Here is a 17,778-nt window from a genome sequence, read left to right as displayed (position 1 = left end):
CGTAAAACGTCTGCCCGGATCCCGGGGTCGAATCCACGCTGTTTCAGCGCCAGCAGAGGAGAGATACATGGATGCGCCAGTCGTCATCGCAGGCGCGGGGCCCGCAGGCCTCATGCTCGCCGGGGAACTGCGCCTGGCCGGGGTCGGGGTCATCGTCCTCGAACGGCTTCCGCGCCGCACCGGTGAATCGCGGGGCCTGGGTTTCACCGCACGCACGATGGAGGTGTTCGACCAGCGCGGGCTGCTGCCACGCTTCGGCGAGATCCAGACCAGCGACCAAGGACATTTCGGTGGTATCCCGGTGGATTTCGGGGTGCTCGACGGTGCGCACCAGGCGGCGAAGACCGTTCCCCAGTCGCAGACGGAGGCGGTGCTGGAGGCGTGGGCCGGTGAGCTCGGCGCCGACATCCGGCGCGGGCACGAGCTGCTCGCCGTGCGCGACGACGGCGACAGCGTCGAGATCACCGTGCGCGGGCCCGGCGGCGAGCACACGCTCCGCTCGCGCTGGCTGGTCGGCTGCGATGGCGGGCGCAGTGTGGTGCGCAAGGCCGTCGGCTTCGACTTCCCCGGCACCGCGGCCACCAGGGAGATGTTCCTCGCCGATCTGCGCGGGGTCGAGCTCGAGCCCAGGATGATCGGCGAGAGCCTGCCAGGTGGCATGGTGATGGTGGGCCCGCTGCCCGGCGGGATCACCCGGATCATCGTGTGCGAGAAGGACAATCCGCCGCGCAAGCGCACCGAGCCGCCCGCGTTCCACGAGGTCGCCGACGCGTGGAAGCGCATCACCGGCATCGACATCTCGCACGCCGAGGCGGTGTGGATCAGCGCGTTCGGCGACGCCACCCGCCAGGCGACCGAATACCGGCGCGGCCGGGTGCTGCTCGCCGGGGACGCCGCGCATATCCACCTCCCGGCGGGCGGGCAGGGGATGAACGCGAGCATCCAGGACTCGGTCAACCTCGGCTGGAAGCTGGCCGCGGTCGTGCGCGGCACCGCCGGGCCAGGCCTGCTCGACAGCTATCACGACGAGCGGCACGCGGTGGGCAGGCGGCTGCTGATGAACACCCAGGCGCAGGGGCTGCTCTTCCTCAGCGGCGCGGAAATGCAGCCGCTGCGCGACGTCATCGGCGAGCTGGTCGGCTACCCCGAGGTCAGCCGTCACCTCGCTGCGATGGTGAGCGGCCTCGAGATCCGCTACGACGTCGGCGGCGGCAGTCATCCGTTGCTGGGCAAGCGGATGCCTCGGCTGGCGCTCACCAGGGACGGCCGCGCCACCAGCACCTCTGACCTGCTGCACCCCGGCCGTGGCGTGCTGCTCGACCTGACCGGAAACCCCGTTCTCCGCGCGAAAGCCGCCGGCTGGCAGGACCGCGTCGACGTCATCGTCGCCGAGCCCGCGACCGAGGTCACGACCACCGCGGTGCTGATCCGCCCGGACGGCTACGTCGCGTGGGCGGCACCCGGCAGCCACTACGACCTGCCGATGGCACTGGACCGGTGGTTCGGCCCGAGCCGCGCGGACCACCGCTGAAACCCAAGGAGGAAACGCGAATGCACAGCACGCTGATCGTGGCCAGGATGGAGCCGGCCGCGGGCGGGGAGGTCGCCGAGCTGTTCGGCGCGTTCGACGCGACCGGGATGCCGCACCGGATGGGCACCCGCCGCCGACAGCTTTTCACCTACCGGGGCCTGTATTTCCACCTGCAGGACTTCGACGAGGCCGATGGCGGCGAGCGGATCGAGGACGCCAAGGCCGACCCGCTGTTCGTCGGGATCAGCCAGGACCTCAAGCCGCACATAACCGCGTTCGACCCCGAGACCTGGCGCTCGCCCAAGGACGCCATGGCCGAGCGGTTCTACCACTGGAGCGCGCGATGACCCGGCGGCGGGTGGTGGTCACCGGGTTCGGGGTGACCGCGCCTGGCGGGGTCGGGGTGAAGAACTTCTGGAGCCTGCTCTCCGACGGTCGCACCGCCACCCGGCGGATCAGCTTCTTCGACCCGGCAGGCTTCCGCTCACAGATCGCCGCCGAGATCGACTTCAACGCGGAGCTGCTCGGCCTGCGGCCGCAGGAGATCCGGCGGATGGACCGGGCCGCGCAGCTGGCGGTGGTGACCGCGCGGGAGGCGGTCGCCGACAGCGGGCTCGAGTTCGCCGGGCTCGCCCCGCACCGGATCGGGGTGACGGTCGGCAGCGCGGTCGGTGCGACGACCGGGCTGGACGAGGAGTACCGCACCGTCTCCGACGGCGGGCGGCTGGAACTCGTCGACCACAACTACGCGGTGCCGCATCTGTACAACTACTTCGTCCCCAGTTCGTTCGCGGCCGAGGTGGCCTGGACGGTCGGCGCGGAAGGCCCGGCCACGGTCGTCTCAACCGGCTGCACCTCCGGGCTGGACGCACTCGGCCACGCGACCGAGCTGATCCGCGAGGGCAGCGCCGACGTGATGGTCGCCGGCGCCACGGACGCGCCGATCAGCCCGATCACGGTCGCCTGTTTCGACGCGATCAAGGCCACCACCCCGCGCAACGACGACCCCGAGCACGCTTCGCGGCCGTTCGACGCGACCCGCAACGGGTTCGTGCTCGGCGAGGGTTCGGCGATGTTCGTGCTGGAGGAACTGGAAAGCGCGCGCCGCCGCGGCGCGCACATCCACGCCGAGATCGCCGGGTTCGCCTCCCGCTGCAACGCCTACCACATGACCGGGCTGCGCGCGGACGGCAAGGAGATGGCGAAGGCGATCGGCGTCGCGCTGGACGAGGCCAGGCTCACGCCGCAGGACATCGACTACATCAACGCGCACGGCTCCGGCACCAAGCAGAACGACCGGCACGAGACGGCGGCGTTCAAGCTCAGCCTCGGGCAGCACGCCTACCGCACGCCGGTGAGCTCGATCAAGTCGATGGTCGGGCACTCGCTCGGCGCGATCGGCTCGATCGAAGTGGCCGCCTCGGTGCTGGCCATGCAGCAGCACGTCGTGCCGCCGACGGCGAACCTGCACACGCCCGATCCCGAATGCGACCTCGACTATGTCCCGCTCACCGCGCGGGAGCACCGCACAGACGCGGTGCTCTCGGTCGGCAGCGGCTTCGGCGGCTTCCAGAGCGCGATCGTGCTGGCCAGGCCGGAAAGGCGTACGGCATGACCGAGGGCACCAAGGTCGTGGTGACCGGGCTCGGCATCGCGGCGCCGACCGGGATGGGCATCGAGGACCACTGGCGGGCCACCGTCGGCGGTGTCTCGGCGATCCGCCGGATCTCGCGGTTCGACCCGGCAGGCTACCCGGCGCGGCTGGCAGGCGAGATCACCGGGTTCGAACCGGCCGAGCACCTGTCCGGCAGGCTGCTCCCGCAGACCGACTGGATGACGCAGCTCGCGCTGGTGGCGGCCGACACCGCGCTCGCCGACGCGAGCCTCGACCCGGCCAAGCTGCCCGGCTACGACATGGGCGTGGTCACCGCCAGCTCCTCCGGCGGCTTCGAGTTCGGCCAGAACGAGCTGCGCAACCTGTGGAGCCGGGGCGGGAAGTACGTGAGCGCGTACCAGTCGTTCGCCTGGTTCTACGCGGTCAACAGTGGCCAGATCTCCATCCGGCACGGGATGCGCGGGCCCAGCGGCGTGGTCATCAGCGACCAGGCAGGCGGGCTGGACGCGGTCGCGCAGGCACGGCGGCAGATCCGCAACGGCACCCCGGTGATCGTCTCCGGCGGGGTGGACGCCTCGATCTGCCCGTGGGGGTGGGCGGCCCAGCTCACCAGCGGCAGGCTGAGCACCGGTGACGACCCGGCGCGCGCGTACCTGCCGTTCGACGCGCGCGCGGCGGGCCATGTGCCCGGCGAGGGCGGCGCGCTGCTGATCATGGAGGAGCTCGAACTCGCCCGCCGCCGCGGCGCGCCGCGGATCTACGGCGAGATCGCCGGCTACGCGGCGACGTTCGACCCGGCGCCGGGCTCCGGCCGGGAACCGGGACTGCGCAAGGCGATCGACCTGGCGCTGGCCGACGCGGGCGCCGAGCCCGGCGAGGTCGACGTCGTCTTCGCGGACGCCGCCGCGGTGCCGGAACTGGATCGGATCGAGGCGGCGGCGCTGGCCGGGGTGTTCGGCGCCTGCGGCGTGCCGGTGACCGCGCCGAAGACGACGACCGGGCGGCTGTACTCGGGCGCCGCGCCGCTCGACCTGGCGACCGCGTTCCTCGCGATGCGCCACGGCGTCATCCCGCCGACCGCGCACGCCACGCCGTCGGGGGAGTACGGGCTCGACCTGGTCACCACCGCGCGGCCAGGCCCGGTGCGGACCGCGCTGGTGCTGGCACGCGGCTACGGCGGCTTCAACTCCGCGGTGCTCGTGCGCGGTGCCGAGACTGTCCACAGTGTACTTAACTGAAGGGTAAAGCATGCCGGACAAGGAATTCACTCTCAACGACCTCAAGCGGATATTGCGTGAGGGGTCGGGCGACGCGGCCGAAGCGAGCCTCGACGGCGACATACTCGACACCGAGTTCGACGCGCTGGGCTACGACTCGCTCGCGCTGCTCGAAACCGGCGGCCGGGTCGAGCGCGAGTACGGCGTCACCCTCGACGAGTCCGCGCTGGCGGACGCCGTCACCCCGCGCGCGCTGGTCGACGTGGTCAACGAGCACCTGGCCCGCGTGGCCTGATTTCCCGCCCACCTAACGATTCGGAGCAGACCATGACCGAACAGCGTGTGCGCACCGCCCTCGTCACCGGAGCGACCAGCGGGATCGGGCTCGCGGTGACCAGGCTGCTGGCGCGGGATGGCCACCGGGTCTTCCTCGGCGCCCGTACCGCGGAGAACGTCACCACCACCGTGAAACAACTGCGGGACAACGGATTGGAGGTCGACGGCGCTCCGTGCGACGTGCGCTCCGGCGAGGACGTGCGCGCGTTCGTGCGTGCCGCCGTCGACCGGTACGGGCCGGTCGACGTGCTGGTCAACAACGCTGGCCGCTCCGGCGGCGGCGTGACCGCCGACATCGCCGACGAACTCTGGTTCGACGTCATCGACACCAACCTGCACAGCGTGTTCCGGATGACCAGGGAGGTGCTCACCGCGGGCGGCATGCGGGGCAAGACCACCGGGCGGATCATCAACATCGCCTCCACCGCGGGAAAACAGGGCGTGGTGCTCGGCGCGCCGTACTCCGCCTCGAAGCACGGGGTCGTCGGTTTCACCAAGGCGCTGGGCAATGAGCTGGCGCCGACCGGGATCACCGTCAACGCGGTGTGCCCAGGCTATGTCGAGACCCCGATGGCCGAGCGGGTGCGGCAGGGCTACGCCGCGGCCTACGCGATCACCGAGGAGCAGGTGGCCGAGAAGTTCAAGGCCAAGATCCCGCTCGGCCGCTATTCCACCCCGGACGAGGTCGCCGGGCTGGTCGGCTATCTGGTGACCGACGCCGCGGCCGCCATCACCGCGCAGGCGCTCAACGTCTGCGGCGGACTGGGCAACTTCTGACGAGCGGGGAGAGGAAACCATGACCCAGCGCGAAGTCGAGCACGATGTCCAGGTCGAGGCGGCCGCGGACGAGGTGTACCGCCTGATCGCCGAAGTGGAGAACTGGCCGCGGATCTTCCCGCCGACGATCCACGTCGATCATGTCGAAAAGGGCGCGGAAACCGAACGTATCCGGATCTGGGCCACCGCCAACGGTGAGCCGAAGAACTGGATCTCGCGGCGCACACTGGACGCCTCGGCGCGGCGGATCACCTTCCGGCAGGAGGTTTCCGCGGCGCCGGTCGCCGAGATGAGCGGCACCTGGATCATCGAGCCTGACTCGGAAAAGTCCTGCCGGATCCGGCTGCTGCACGCGTATCGGGCCGTCGATGACGACCCCGGCAAGCTCGAGTGGATAGACCGGGCCGTCGACCGCAACAGCCGGTCCGAGCTGGCCGCGCTGAAACACAACGTCGAGCTCGCGGCGAACGCGGACCTGACGATGTCGTTCACCGACAGCGTCCAGGTCGGCGGCGCGGCCAAGGATCTGTACGACTTCGTCAACGAGGCGCGGCTGTGGCAGACCCGGCTGCCGCATGTGGCGGCGGTGGAGCTGCGGGAGCCGAGCCCCGGCCTGCAGGTGCTGCGCATGGACACGCTCACCCGCGACGGCGCCACCCATGTCACCGAGTCGGTCCGGATCTGCTTCCCGGACAACCGGATCGTCTACAAGCAGACCACGTTGCCCGCGTTGATGAAGGTGCACACCGGTTACTGGGAGTTCACCGAGGAGCCCGACGGGACCACCACCGCGACGTCTCAGCACACCGTCGTGCTGAACACCGCGAACATCGCCAAGGTGCTCGGCCCCGGCGCGGGAGTGCCCGAGGCGCGTACCTTCATCCGGGAAGCGTTGGGCGGCAACAGCCGGGCCACCCTTGGCCACGCGAAGGACTACGCGGAAGCGCGGCGCTGAGCGATGCCCGCCACCCGAACCGAGGTCGACGTGGTCGTCGTCGGCGCCGGCCCCGTCGGTCTGTTCCTCGCGCTGGCACTGCGGGCCGGCGGCGCGACGGTGACCGTGCTGGAGGAACGGACCGAGCCGGTCACCGAGTCGCGGGCGTCCACTTTGCACACTCGAACGATGGAGCTGTTCGCCGAGCGTGGCCTGCTCGACGCGCTCGGCCCGCCGCCAGCGGGGCCACCGGGGCATTTCGGCGGCCTGCGCCTGGACCTGACCGCGGCCGATCCCGGCCATCCCCATGCGGGGCAATGGAAAGCGCCGCAGACGCTGATCGAGTCGGTGCTGTGGCGGCGAGCCGTCGCGGCGGGCACCGACCTGCGGCGTGGTCACCGGTTCACCGGCTTCACCGAGCATCCCGATCGGGTCGAGGTCGAGTTCACCGGCGCCGACGGGGTCGCCAGGCGGCTCAGTGCGGGCTACCTGGCCGGCTGCGACGGCGAGCACAGCACGGTCCGGCGGCTGGCCGGGTTCGAGTTCCCCGGTACGGACGCCACCAAGGAGCTGCTGCGCGCGGACGTGCGCGGCATCGAGGTGCCCGACCGGCGGTTCGAGCGGCACCCCGCGGGGCTGGCGATCGCGGCGCGCGGCCCCGGCGGCGTCACCCGCGTGATGGTCCACGAGTACGGCGCCGAGGTACGCCCGCGTACCGCGGAACCGGACTTCGCCGAGATCGCCGCCGTCTGGCTGCGGGTCACCGGCGAGGACATCTCGCACGGGGAACCGTTGTGGGTCAACGCTTTCGGCAACACCAGCCGCCAGGTCACCCGTTACCGCCGCGGCCGGGTGGTACTCGCCGGTGACGCCGCGCACCGGCAGCTCCCGGTCGGCGGGCAGGCGATGAACCTCGGCCTGCAGGACGCCGCCGAACTCGGCGCGCGGCTCACCAGAGCCGACGCGCCGCTGGACGGCTACCACGACATCCGGCACGCCGTCGGCAGGCGGACCTTGGCCAATATCGCGGCGCAGGCCCAGCTGCTGCTGGGCGGGCCGGAGGTCGAACCGCTGCGTGCCGTGTTCGGCGAGCTGCTCGAACTCGGCCCGGTACAGCGTCATCTGGCGAACATGATCAGCGCGCTCGACACCCCGCGCCCTGCCGCGCCACCGCGGCGGGCGCCAGCCACTCACAGGAGGATCGCAATGGGCTCACTCACCACGAAGACGGCCTTGGTCACCGGTTCCAGCCGGGGCATCGGCCGCGCCATCGCCATCCGGCTGGCCAGGGAAGGCGCGCTCGTCGCCGTGCACTACGCGGGCAACGAGCAGGCGGCCAACGAGGTCGTCGCCGCCATCGAGGGCGACGGCGGCCGCGCCTTCGCCGTGCGTGCCGAGCTGGGCGCGCCGGGCGGTGTGCACGAGCTGTTACTCGGGCTTGAGCTCGGGCTCAAGGAACGCACCGGCGGCACGGACCTGAACATCCTGGTCAACAACGCCGGCGTGATGGGCGGGGTCGCGCCGGAGGAGGTCACCCCCGAGCAGTTCGACCGGTTGTACGCGGTCAACGCGAAGGCGCCGTTCTTCATCGTGCAGCGTGCGCTGGCGAACATGCCGGACGGTGGCCGGATCATCAACATCTCCTCGGGCCTCACCCGGTTCGCGAACCCGCAGGAGGTCGCCTACGCGATGACCAAGGGCGCGATCGACCAGCTGACCCTGCACTACGCCAAGCATCTCGGCCCGCGCGGCATCACGGTCAACAGCGTCGGCCCCGGCATCACGAACAACGGCTCGCCCGTGTTCGGGATTCCCGAGGCGGTGGCGCAGATGTCCGCGCTGTCGGCGTTCAACCGCATCGGTGAACCCGACGACATCGCCGGCGCGGTGGCGTTCCTGGCTGGCGAGGACGCGCGCTGGATCACCGGGTCCTATGTGGATGCCAGTGGCGGGACCCTGCTCGGTGGCTGAGCCGGTGACGGGCACCCGGCCGTCGTGGGCGCTGGTGGCCGTGCTAGCCGGGAACATGCTGCTCGACGCGCTGGAGGTGTCGGTGGTGCTGCCCGCGCTGCCGGGCATCGGGCTGCCGCCGCATCAGGCGCAGTGGATCATGAGCGGTTTCGCGCTCGGCTTCGCCGCGGTACTGCTGGCCGGGCCGCGCGTCACCGCCAGGTGGGGGCGGCGCCGGGTCTACCTGCTGGCGTTGCCGGTGTTCGCCGCGGCTTCCGTCGCCGGTGGCCTCACCACCGACTTCGGCGTGCTGGTGGCGACCAGGGTGCTCAAGGGCGCGTGCGCCGCGCTGACCGCGCCCGCCGGGCTCGCCGTGATCACCACGGTGTTCCCCGACGGGCCGCGGCAGCGGCGCGCGGTTTCGGTATACGCGTTGTTCGGCGCGGCCGGGTTCACCAGCGGGATACTGCTGTCCGGCGTGCTCGCCTCCCTCGACTGGCACTGGGTCTTCCTGGCTCCCGCCCCGATCGCGTTGGTGCTGCTGGTGTTCGCGGCGCTGCTGATACCGCCGGACAGGCCGGGCGCCGTGATGCGGCCGTTCCCGCGCGCGCTGCTGCGCAACGGCGCGCTGCTGCGCTCGGCGTTCGGCGCGGCCGTGCTGAACGGCACCTACCTGAGCGCGTTGCTGCTCACGACGTTCGCGCTGAAGCCGGACGGCATGGGGCCGATGACGGCCGCGCTCGCCTTACTGCCCGCGTGCCTGCCGGTCGCGCTGGCCTCGCCGTTCGCCAGGAAGACGGTGGAACGGTTCGGCACGGCCAGGCTGATCTCGGCGGGCACCGCGTTCATGACCGCGGGGTACGGGTACCAGCTGCTGCCGTCGGACGGCTCGTATCCGATGCGGGTGCTGCCGACGCTGATACTGGTCGGGCTCGGGTTCGCGCTCGCTTTCACGGCGCTGAACATGCAGGCCATCGCGTCGGTCGAGCCCGCCGACCGTGGCTGGGCCGCGCCGCTCTACCAGTGCGGCGTCCAGTGCGGCGCCGTGCTGCTGTTGTCACTGACCACCGCCGTGCCCGGCCCCTGGGTGGTCGTCACGCTGGCGGGCGCGGCGGGCGTCGCGGTCGCCGCCGCCCGCTGAGACCTTTGTGGAGGAACCCGCATCATGCGAGAAGGCCTGCAAGAGCTGGCAGCCAACCGGGAGACCGCCTGCCGGGGACCCGACCCGAGAGCCACCGACCGCCAGCACGCCAAGGGAAAGCTCACCGCACGCGAGCGGATAGCGCTGTTGCTCGACGAGGGCTCGTTCCAGGAGCTCGAGCAGCTGCGGCGGCATCGCGCGTCCGGGTTCGGACTGGAGGACAAGCGGCCGTACACCGACGGCGTCGTCACCGGCTGGGGAACCGTGTTCGGACGGACGGTTTTCGTGTACGCGCACGACTTCCGGATCTTCGGCGGCGCGCTCGGCGAGGCGCACGCGGAGAAGGTGCACAAGGTGATGGACCGCGCGATCGCCGCAGGCGCGCCACTGGTCTCGCTCAACGACGGCGCAGGCGCGCGGATCCAGGAGGGCGTGACGGCGCTGGCCGGGTACGGCGGCATCTTCCGCCGCAACACCGCGGCCTCCGGGGTGATCCCGCAGATCAGCGTGATGCTGGGGCCGTGCGCCGGCGGCGCGGCCTATTCGCCTGCGCTGACCGATTTCGTGTTCATGGTCCGCGACACCGCGCAGATGTTCATCACCGGCCCCGACGTCGTCCGGTCGGTGACCGGCGAGGAGATCACCCACAACGGCCTCGGCGGCGCGCAGGTGCACGGCGGTGTCTCGGGCGTGGCGCACTTCGTCTACGACGATGAGCAGACCTGTCTGGAGGAGGTCCGATACCTCCTCTCGCTGCTGCCTTCCAACAACCGCGAACTGCCACCGTCCACTCCGAACGGAGACCCGGCAGGCCGCGCCACCGACGCGCTGCGCGAACTGGTGCCTGCGGGCGGACACCAGCCGTACGATGTCCGTGACGTCATCGCCGAGATCGTCGACGACGCCGAGTACCTCGAAGTGAGCGAGCTGTGGGCAACCAACATCGTCTGCGCTTTCGCCAGGCTCGACGGTCATCCGGTCGGCGTGGTCGCCAACCAGCCTCGGTCGCTCGCGGGCGTGCTTGACATTCATTCCAGCGAGAAGGCCGCACGTTTCGTGCAGTTCTGCGACGCATTCAACATCCCGCTGGTCACACTGGTCGATGTGCCCGGCTTCCTGCCGGGTGTCGACCAGGAGCACGGCGGCATCATCCGGCATGGCGCGAAACTGTTGTACGCCTATTGCAACGCGACGGTGCCGAGGGTTTCGCTGGTGCTGCGCAAGGCATACGGCGGTGCGTACATCGTGATGGACTCCCGGTCGATCGGTGCCGACGTCACGCTCGCCTGGCCTGCCAACGAGATCGCGGTGATGGGCGCCGAGGGCGCCGCCAACGTCATCTTCCGCCGCGAGATCGAAGCCGCCGACAATCCGGCGTCCGTGCGTGCCCAGCGCATCAAGGAGTACCGGGCCCAGCTCATGCATCCCTATTACGCCGCGGAACGCGGACTCGTCGACGACGTGATCGATCCCGGCGAGACCAGGCGGGTGCTGGCGCGCTGCCTCTCCATGCTGAGGCACAAGCACGCCGAGCTGCCCGGCCGCAAGCACGGGAACCCGCCGCAATGAGCGCGCCGCTGATCGTTGTCCACAAAGGAAACCCCGATGACACCGACCTCGCCGCGCTCACCGTGGTCGTCGCCGCGCTGGCCGCCGCGCCCGTCGCGCGCCCGCCGGGCACGAGCCACGCGGGGTGGGCCGCGCCGCGGTTTCGCGGCGCGCACAGCTGGTCACAGAAATTCAACCGCGTGAGGAGCGATGGATGAACGACCGCAGGGACCTGCTGCTCGACGAGGTCAGGAACTACCACGAGGAGAACCGGCCCGATCGCGAGTTCGTGCCGGGGATGACCGAGATCTGGCCGTCCGGCGCGGTGCTCGACGCCGACGACCGGGCCGCGCTCGTCGAGGCCGCGCTCGATCTGCGGATCGCCGCGGGCGCCTCGTCCCGGATGTTCGAATCGCGCTTTGCCCGAAAATTGAAGCGCCGCAAGGCACATCTCACGAACTCGGGCTCCTCCGCCAACCTGCTGGCGATGACGGCGCTGACCTCACCGCTGCTGGAGGAGCGACGGCTGCGGCCCGGCGACGAGGTGGTCACGGTCGCGGCAGGCTTCCCGACGACGGTGAACCCGATACTCCAGAACGGCATGGTGCCGGTGTTCGTGGACGTCGAGCTGGGCACCTACAACACCACCGCCGAACGCGTCGCACAGGCGGTCGGCGAGCGGACCAGGGCGATCATGATCGCGCACGCGCTCGGCAATCCGTTCGAGGCGGCCGAGATCGCGCGCCTGTGCGAGGAGAAGGGCCTGTTCCTCATCGAGGACAACTGCGACGCCGTGGGGTCCACTTACGACGGTCAGCTCACCGGGACCTTCGGCGCTCTCGCCACCGTCAGCTTCTATCCGGCACACCACCTGACCATGGGAGAGGGCGGCTGTGTGCTGACCGCGGACCTGCGGCTCGCCCGGATCGTCGAGTCGTTGCGGGACTGGGGCCGGGACTGCTGGTGCGAGCCCGGCGAGACCAACAAGTGCCTCAAGCGGTTCGACTACCAGCTGGGCACGCTGCCGGCCGGCTACGACCACAAGTACATCTTCTCCCACGTCGGCTACAACCTGAAGACGACCGACCTGCAGGCCGCGCTCGGCCTGACCCAGCTGGCCAAGCTCGACGACTTCTGTGCCGCCCGCCGCCGCAACTGGCAACGGCTGCGGGACGCGATCAGCGGGCTGCCGCACCTGATCCTGCCCTCGGCGACCCCGCGCAGCGACCCGAGCTGGTTCGGCTTCGCGCTCACCGTCGAGGCGGACGCGCCGTTCTCCAGGGCCGAGCTGGTGGACTTCCTGGAGTCGCGCAAGATCGGCACCCGCCGCCTGTTCGCCGGGAACCTCACCCGCCACCCCGCGTACGCCGACGCCCGCTACCGGGTGTCCGGCGACCTGGTCAACAGCGACATCGTCACCGAGCGCACCTTCTGGGTCGGCGTCTACCCGGGCCTCACCGACGAGATGATCGACTACATCTCCTCCTCGATCAAAGAATTCGTCGGCTCGAAACGATGAAGGGGATCATTCTCGCCGGCGGGACCGGCACCCGGCTGGGGCCGGTCACCAAGGCCGTTTCGAAACAGTTGCTGCAGGTTTACGACAAGCCGATGATCTATTACCCCCTTTCGGTGCTGATGCTCGCCGGGGTAAGGGAAATACTGGTCATCGTCACCCCGGACGACCTCGCGGGTTACCGGCGGCTGCTCGGTGACGGCTCGGCGCTGGGGCTGGAAATCGGGTACGCGGTGCAGCACGAGCCACGGGGTATCGCCGACGCGTTCGTGCTCGGCGCCGGGCATGTCGGCGACGACCAGGTCGCCTTGGTGCTGGGCGACAACATCTTCCACGGCCAGGGTTTCTCCGGCGTGCTCGCCGACGCGGTCAAGAACCTCGACGGCTGCACGCTGTTCGGCTACGCGGTCGCCGATCCCGAGCGGTACGGGGTCGGCGAGGCCGACGCCACCGGCAGGCTGATCTCGCTGGAGGAGAAACCAGCCGTGCCGAAGTCGCGCCGGGCTATCACCGGGCTCTACCTCTACGACAACGACGTGGTGGAGATCGCCGCGCGGCAGCGCCCGTCCGCGCGCGGCGAGCGGGAGATCACCGACGTCAACCGGGCGTACCTCGAGCTCGGCCGGGCGAGCCTGGTCGACCTCGGGCGCGGGTTCGCCTGGCTCGACACCGGGACACCGGACTCGCTGGCCGAGGCGGCGAAGTACGTGCAGATCATCGAGAACCGCCAGGGCGTCCGGGTCGCCTGCGTCGAGGAGATCGCCTTGCGGATGGGGTTCATCGACGCAGAGGCCTGCCGCCTGCTCGGCGAAGAGCTCGCGAACTCGCAGTACGGCCAGTACGTCATGCGGGTCGCGGCCGAGTCGGGCGGGTGACTCCCGGGTCGTGGGACACGGAAGTACAACGCCCGTTGCAGTAGGTAAAGTACAACGTGTACTGTAACGGCAGTGTCGTTCCGCGACCGGAAAGAGAGTTGGCTGATGAACCTAAGCGCACCCCAGCGGGCGGGGCGACGGGAGTGGATCGGGCTGCTGGCGCTGACCCTGCCCACGCTGCTCGTGACCATGGACATGACGGTGCTGCAGCTCGCGGTGCCGAACCTGAGCACCGCGCTCAAGCCGAGCGGTTCGCAGCTGCTCTGGATCACCGACATCTACGGCTTCGTGATCGCCGGCTTCCTGGTGCCCATGGGCACCTTGGGCGACCGGATCGGCAGGCGGCGGCTGCTGCTGATCGGCGCCGCCGGGTTCGCCGTCGCGTCCGCGCTCGCCGCGTTCGCCCCGAGCGCGGAGCTGCTGATCGTGGCCCGCGTGCTGCTCGGTGTGGCTGGTGCGACGCTCATGCCGTCCACGATGGCGTTGATCCGCAACATGTTCCTCGACGAGGCGCAGCGGATGCGGGCGATCGGGATGTGGATGACCAGCTTCATGGTCGGCGCCGCGATCGGCCCGGTCGTCGGTGGCGCGCTGCTCAGCGCGTTCTGGTGGGGCTCGGCGTTCCTGCTCAACGTGCCGGTGATGGTGCTGCTGCTCGTGGTGGCCCCGTTCCTGCTGCCGGAGTATCGGGAAACCAGCGCACCGAAGATGGACTGGTTCAGCGCGTTCCTCTCGCTGGTCGCGGTGCTCGCGGTCATTTACGGCATGACGCATATCGCCACCGAGGGCGTGAGCTGGCCCGCGTTCGCCGCCATCGCCGCCGGGCTCGTGGTCGGCTACGTCTTCGTCCGCAGGCAGCGGACGCTGGCCGAGCCGCTACTGGACCTGAACCTGTTCGCCGGCGCGAAGTTCAGCGTCGCGCTCGGCACGCTGACGTTCAACACCTTCGTCATGATGGGCTTCAATCTCTTCGTCGCCCAGTACCTGCAGATGGTCGTCGGGCTCGACCCGCTCGCGGCCGGGCTGTGGACGCTGCCCGCGACGGTCGCGGGCATGGCGGTGCTGTTCTTCCTGCCCATGCTCGTCGGCGGGGTCCGTCCCGCCTACGTGATGGCAGGCGGGCTGGTGTTCGCCTCGGTCGGGTTCGTGCTGTTCACCACGGTCGCCGTCGACGGCGGGCTGTCGATGCTGGTGATCAGCTCGATCATCATGTTCGCCGGGCTCTCCTCAGTCGGCGTGGTGGGCACCAACATGGTCATCTCGGCCGCTCCGCCTGAGCGGGCGGGCGCCGCGTCCGCGATCCAGACGACCGGGAACGAGCTGGGCGGCGCGCTCGGCCTCGCGGTGCTCGGCAGCATCGGAATCGCCGTCTACCAAGGGAAAATGAGCACGACGACGCCGGCAGGCCTGCCGGACGCCGTGGCCGAGCAGGCGCGGGAACAGATCGGCGGCGCCGTGGCGGCGGCACCGCGCTTCGGCGACGAACTGCTCGCCGCCGCCCGTGCGGCCTTCACCGCCGGGATGCACGTGACGGCGATCGTCTGCGCCGCGATCGTGCTGGTGCTCGCCGCACTCGTCCTGTTGCTGCTGCGCAACGTCGGCGCGCCGCTCGGCGCCCGCACCGAGACCACCGACGAAGAGGTGACCGCGGACCCCACCGCGGACCGCGTCGGTTGAGAGCGGCGAAGGCGCGTCTCACCCCCCAGTGGCGCGCCTTCGCCGCGCCAAAACAACGACGGCTGATTTGTCGTTGATTTGACGAGTTCTTGCGAATGGTTTGGCGTGGCCGATCTTGACGGTCACTTTTCGATCCAAGAGGATAGGGAACAAGAATTGTTTTCTCGCCGTATCATGGCCCCTCCCATTCAGCAGAACGGATCCCGCATGCGCATCCTGTTCACAATTCTTCCGGTGACGTCGCATCTGCTCCCGCTCGCGCCGGTGGCCTGGGCACTGCAGAGCGCGGGACACGAGGTCCGCGTCGTCACCCACACCCATCCGACGATGCCAGGGGTCATCTCCGGCGCCGGGCTGAACGCGGTCTCGCTCGGTGAGCGCATCGACCTCGCCGCCGCGGTGCGCGCCACCTTCGAAAACGAGACGCTGCAAGGGATCGCCGAGGCGCTGGCGATCGACCCCGAGGACAGCAACCTCTGGCAGATGGTCCGGCACTACGTGGTCTCCACGTTCGGGATGTACTTCCAGCCCGACGGCGGCCACCCGATGGTCGACGAGCTCATCGAGTTCACCGAGTCGTGGCAGCCGGATCTGGTGATCTGGGACCCGCTGTTCTTCCCTGCCCCGATCGCGGCCCGTGCCTGCGGCGCGGTGCACGCGCGCCTGCTGTGGGGCCTCGACCGGTTCGGCTGGATTCGTTCGGAGTTCCGGAAATGGCTCGCCGAGGACGCGTCGCGGCCGGATCTGATGGCGGCGGCGATGAAGCCGACGCTGGACCGGCTCGGGCAGGAGTTCGACGAGGAGCTGCTGGTCGGCAAGTGGACCATCGACCCGACCCCGCCGGAGATGCGGCTGCCGACCGACCTGACTTATGTGCCCGTCCGCCCGGTTCCGTACAACGGCGCGGTCGAGGTGCCCGCCTGGCTGCTCGAGCGGCCCAGCAAGCCACGGGTGTGCCTGACGCTGGGCACGAGCGGGCGGGAGTTGTTCGCGGAGAACGAGATCTCGGTCGACGAGGTGCTGCGGTCGATGGCCGAGCTCGACATCGAAGTGGTCGCCACCTTGAACGCGACCCAGCTGGCGGCGGTGGAAACAGTTCCCGCCACTGTGCGGACGATCGACTACCTGCCGCTCAACCTGCTGCTGCCGACCTGCTCGGCGATCGTCCACCTGGGCGGCACCGGCACCCTCGCCGCGGCCGTGGCGCAGGAGGTGCCGCAGCTGCTGATCCCCAAGGACGGCTCGGAGTACGTGGACTTCGCGAACTTCGTCGCGAGCCGCGGCGCCGGTGTGGTCATCGAGCAGCGGAACCTCACCACGGATCTGGTGAAGGAGCAGCTGGTCCGGTTGCTCGGCGAACAGTCCTTCAAGGACGGTGCGGCCACCTTGCGCAAGGAGATGATGGCCACCCCCAGTCCGACGGAAATCGTTCCGGTGCTGGAGAAACTGACCGTCCAGCACGGGCGGTGAGCGCCGTGAAAGCCGCCAGGCCGCGGATCGGCGTGCTCGGCTGTGCGGCGATCGCGGCCAGGCGCATGCTGCCCGCGATCAACGCGAATCCGGACGTCGAGCTGGTCGCGATCGCCAGCAGGGACCGGGAGAAGGCCGAGCGGTTCACCGCCCGGTTCGGCGGCGAGCCGGTGACCGGCTATGACCGGCTGCTCGAACGGGAGGACGTCGACGCCGTCTACGTTCCGCTGCCGGCGTTGCTGCACGTGGAATGGATCGACCGCGCGCTGCGCGCCGGTAAGCACGTCCTCGCGGAGAAGCCACTCGCGCCGACGGCGAAGGAGGCCGCCGCGCTCGTGTCGCTCGCCGAAGAACGCGGTCTGGTGCTGCTGGAGAGCTTCATGTTCCTCTGCCATTCGCAGCACGCCGTCGTGCGGCAGCTGGTCGCGGACGGCGTGATCGGCGATTTGCGCACGCTGACCGCCGAGTTCGCCTTCCCGGCCAAGTCGCCAGCCGACATCCGCTACCGGCCGGACGTCGGCGGTGGCGCGCTGACGGACATCGGGGTCTACCCGGTGCGCACGGCTCTGCTGTACCTCGGCCCGGAGCTGGAGGTGCTCGGCGCGTGGCTGCACCACGACGCCGGGCGCGGCGTCGACCTGGGCGGAGCGGCGCTGCTCGGCGGCCCGGACGGGGTGTCGGCGAACCTGATCTTCGGCATGGAGCACTCATACCGGTCCCGCTACGCGTTGTGGGGCAGCTCCGGCCGGATCTCCGTGCAGTGGGCCTACACCCCGCCGCCGACGCATTCCCCGGTCATCCGCGTCGAGCGGCAGGACCGGGTCGAGGAGCTCACCCTCCCGGCCGAGGACCAGTTCGGGGCGGTCGTCTCGGCGTTCGCCGCCCGGATCACCCGCGGCGTCTTTTCCGGACTGGAGGGTGAATCCGTGGTGACACAGGCCGAACTCGTCGATCGCATCCGGGACAACGCGGTCGTGCGGCCGCTCGAAGCTAGGGGGACCCGTGTTCGCTGACCTGTCCGAGTTCTACGAATGGTTCGACGAACGGCGCGGCAAGAACGACTACCGGGTGACCAAGACCGCGCTCGACCGGATGGCAGGCTGGCGGGTCGACCCCGGCGACGGCGGCATCCGCCACCACAGCGGGAAGTTCTTCTCGGTGCTGGGCCTGGAGGTCGCCACCGACCACCGC

The 17,778-nt window shown here is 70.1% G+C and carries 17 protein-coding genes; all 17 read left to right on the top strand.

The features are described from left to right. Positions 1-67 precede the first annotated feature (67 nt). Complete coding sequence (locus BLV57_RS36675; protein WP_091297634.1) at positions 68-1,531, top strand: FAD-dependent monooxygenase; 1,464 nt, start codon at positions 68-70, stop codon at positions 1,529-1,531. 20 nt (positions 1,532-1,551) lie between these two features. Next, the gene (locus tag BLV57_RS36670) at positions 1,552-1,878 is read left to right on the top strand and encodes a TcmI family type II polyketide cyclase (RefSeq protein ID WP_091297632.1); all 327 of its coding nucleotides are present in this window, start codon (positions 1,552-1,554) and stop codon (positions 1,876-1,878) included. After that, positions 1,875-3,146, top strand: coding sequence for a beta-ketoacyl-[acyl-carrier-protein] synthase family protein (locus tag BLV57_RS36665; protein ID WP_091297629.1), 1,272 nt, complete (start codon positions 1,875-1,877; stop codon positions 3,144-3,146). Before BLV57_RS36670 ends, BLV57_RS36665 begins: the two co-directional genes overlap by 4 nt. Beyond that, positions 3,143-4,384: a ketosynthase chain-length factor gene (locus BLV57_RS36660; protein WP_091297626.1), complete on the top strand. Its 1,242-nt coding sequence runs from the start codon at positions 3,143-3,145 to the stop codon at positions 4,382-4,384. Before BLV57_RS36665 ends, BLV57_RS36660 begins: the two co-directional genes overlap by 4 nt. Positions 4,385-4,394: 10 nt before the next feature. Beyond that, positions 4,395-4,658, top strand: coding sequence for an acyl carrier protein (locus BLV57_RS36655; protein ID WP_091297624.1), 264 nt, complete (start codon positions 4,395-4,397; stop codon positions 4,656-4,658). Positions 4,659-4,690: 32 nt separating this feature from the next. Next, the gene (locus tag BLV57_RS36650) at positions 4,691-5,476 is read left to right on the top strand and encodes an SDR family NAD(P)-dependent oxidoreductase (protein ID WP_091297622.1); all 786 of its coding nucleotides are present in this window, start codon (positions 4,691-4,693) and stop codon (positions 5,474-5,476) included. Between the two features lie 19 nt (positions 5,477-5,495). Beyond that, on the top strand, positions 5,496-6,431 hold the full coding sequence (locus tag BLV57_RS36645; protein WP_091297620.1) for an aromatase/cyclase: 936 nt from the start codon (positions 5,496-5,498) through the stop codon (positions 6,429-6,431). A 3-nt stretch (positions 6,432-6,434) separates the two neighbouring features. Continuing rightward, on the top strand, positions 6,435-8,381 hold the full coding sequence (locus tag BLV57_RS44345; protein WP_091297618.1) for an SDR family oxidoreductase: 1,947 nt from the start codon (positions 6,435-6,437) through the stop codon (positions 8,379-8,381). Beyond that, a complete protein-coding gene (locus BLV57_RS36635; protein WP_218134958.1) occupies positions 8,374-9,501 on the top strand; it encodes an MFS transporter in 1,128 nt (375 codons plus the stop codon). The genes BLV57_RS44345 and BLV57_RS36635 overlap by 8 nt, the downstream gene beginning before the upstream one ends. 24 nt (positions 9,502-9,525) lie before the next feature. After that, positions 9,526-11,070, top strand: coding sequence for an acyl-CoA carboxylase subunit beta (locus BLV57_RS36630; RefSeq protein ID WP_091297616.1), 1,545 nt, complete (start codon positions 9,526-9,528; stop codon positions 11,068-11,070). Continuing rightward, a complete protein-coding gene (locus BLV57_RS36625) occupies positions 11,067-11,267 on the top strand; it encodes an acyl-CoA carboxylase epsilon subunit (protein WP_091297613.1) in 201 nt (66 codons plus the stop codon). Before BLV57_RS36630 ends, BLV57_RS36625 begins: the two co-directional genes overlap by 4 nt. Then, positions 11,264-12,568 carry a lipopolysaccharide biosynthesis protein RfbH gene (gene rfbH / locus BLV57_RS36620; RefSeq protein ID WP_091297610.1) on the top strand — a complete coding sequence of 435 codons (1,305 nt, stop codon included), beginning with the start codon at positions 11,264-11,266 and terminating at the stop codon, positions 12,566-12,568. The genes BLV57_RS36625 and rfbH overlap by 4 nt, the downstream gene beginning before the upstream one ends. Beyond that, entirely contained in the window at positions 12,565-13,440 is an 876-nt protein-coding gene (rfbA, locus tag BLV57_RS36615) for a glucose-1-phosphate thymidylyltransferase RfbA (RefSeq protein WP_091297608.1), read from the top strand. Before rfbH ends, rfbA begins: the two co-directional genes overlap by 4 nt. A gap of 105 nt (positions 13,441-13,545) precedes the next feature. Further along, on the top strand, positions 13,546-15,117 hold the full coding sequence (locus tag BLV57_RS36610; protein ID WP_091298128.1) for an MFS transporter: 1,572 nt from the start codon (positions 13,546-13,548) through the stop codon (positions 15,115-15,117). A gap of 207 nt (positions 15,118-15,324) precedes the next feature. Further along, positions 15,325-16,587: an activator-dependent family glycosyltransferase gene (locus BLV57_RS36605; protein ID WP_091297606.1), complete on the top strand. Its 1,263-nt coding sequence runs from the start codon at positions 15,325-15,327 to the stop codon at positions 16,585-16,587. After that, complete coding sequence (locus BLV57_RS36600) at positions 16,584-17,600, top strand: Gfo/Idh/MocA family protein (RefSeq protein WP_218134957.1); 1,017 nt, start codon at positions 16,584-16,586, stop codon at positions 17,598-17,600. The genes BLV57_RS36605 and BLV57_RS36600 overlap by 4 nt, the downstream gene beginning before the upstream one ends. Beyond that, positions 17,590-17,778: NDP-hexose 2,3-dehydratase family protein (locus tag BLV57_RS36595; RefSeq protein ID WP_176968971.1), on the top strand; the 189-nt coding region annotated here is incomplete at its 3' end. The genes BLV57_RS36600 and BLV57_RS36595, both read left to right, overlap by 11 nt.

The sequence above is a fragment of the Amycolatopsis xylanica genome, assembly GCF_900107045.1.
Classification (GTDB): Bacteria; Actinomycetota; Actinomycetes; order Mycobacteriales; family Pseudonocardiaceae; genus Amycolatopsis; species Amycolatopsis xylanica.
Note: the sequence above shows the minus strand (reverse complement) of the source record. Positions and strands in the feature narration are given on the sequence as shown.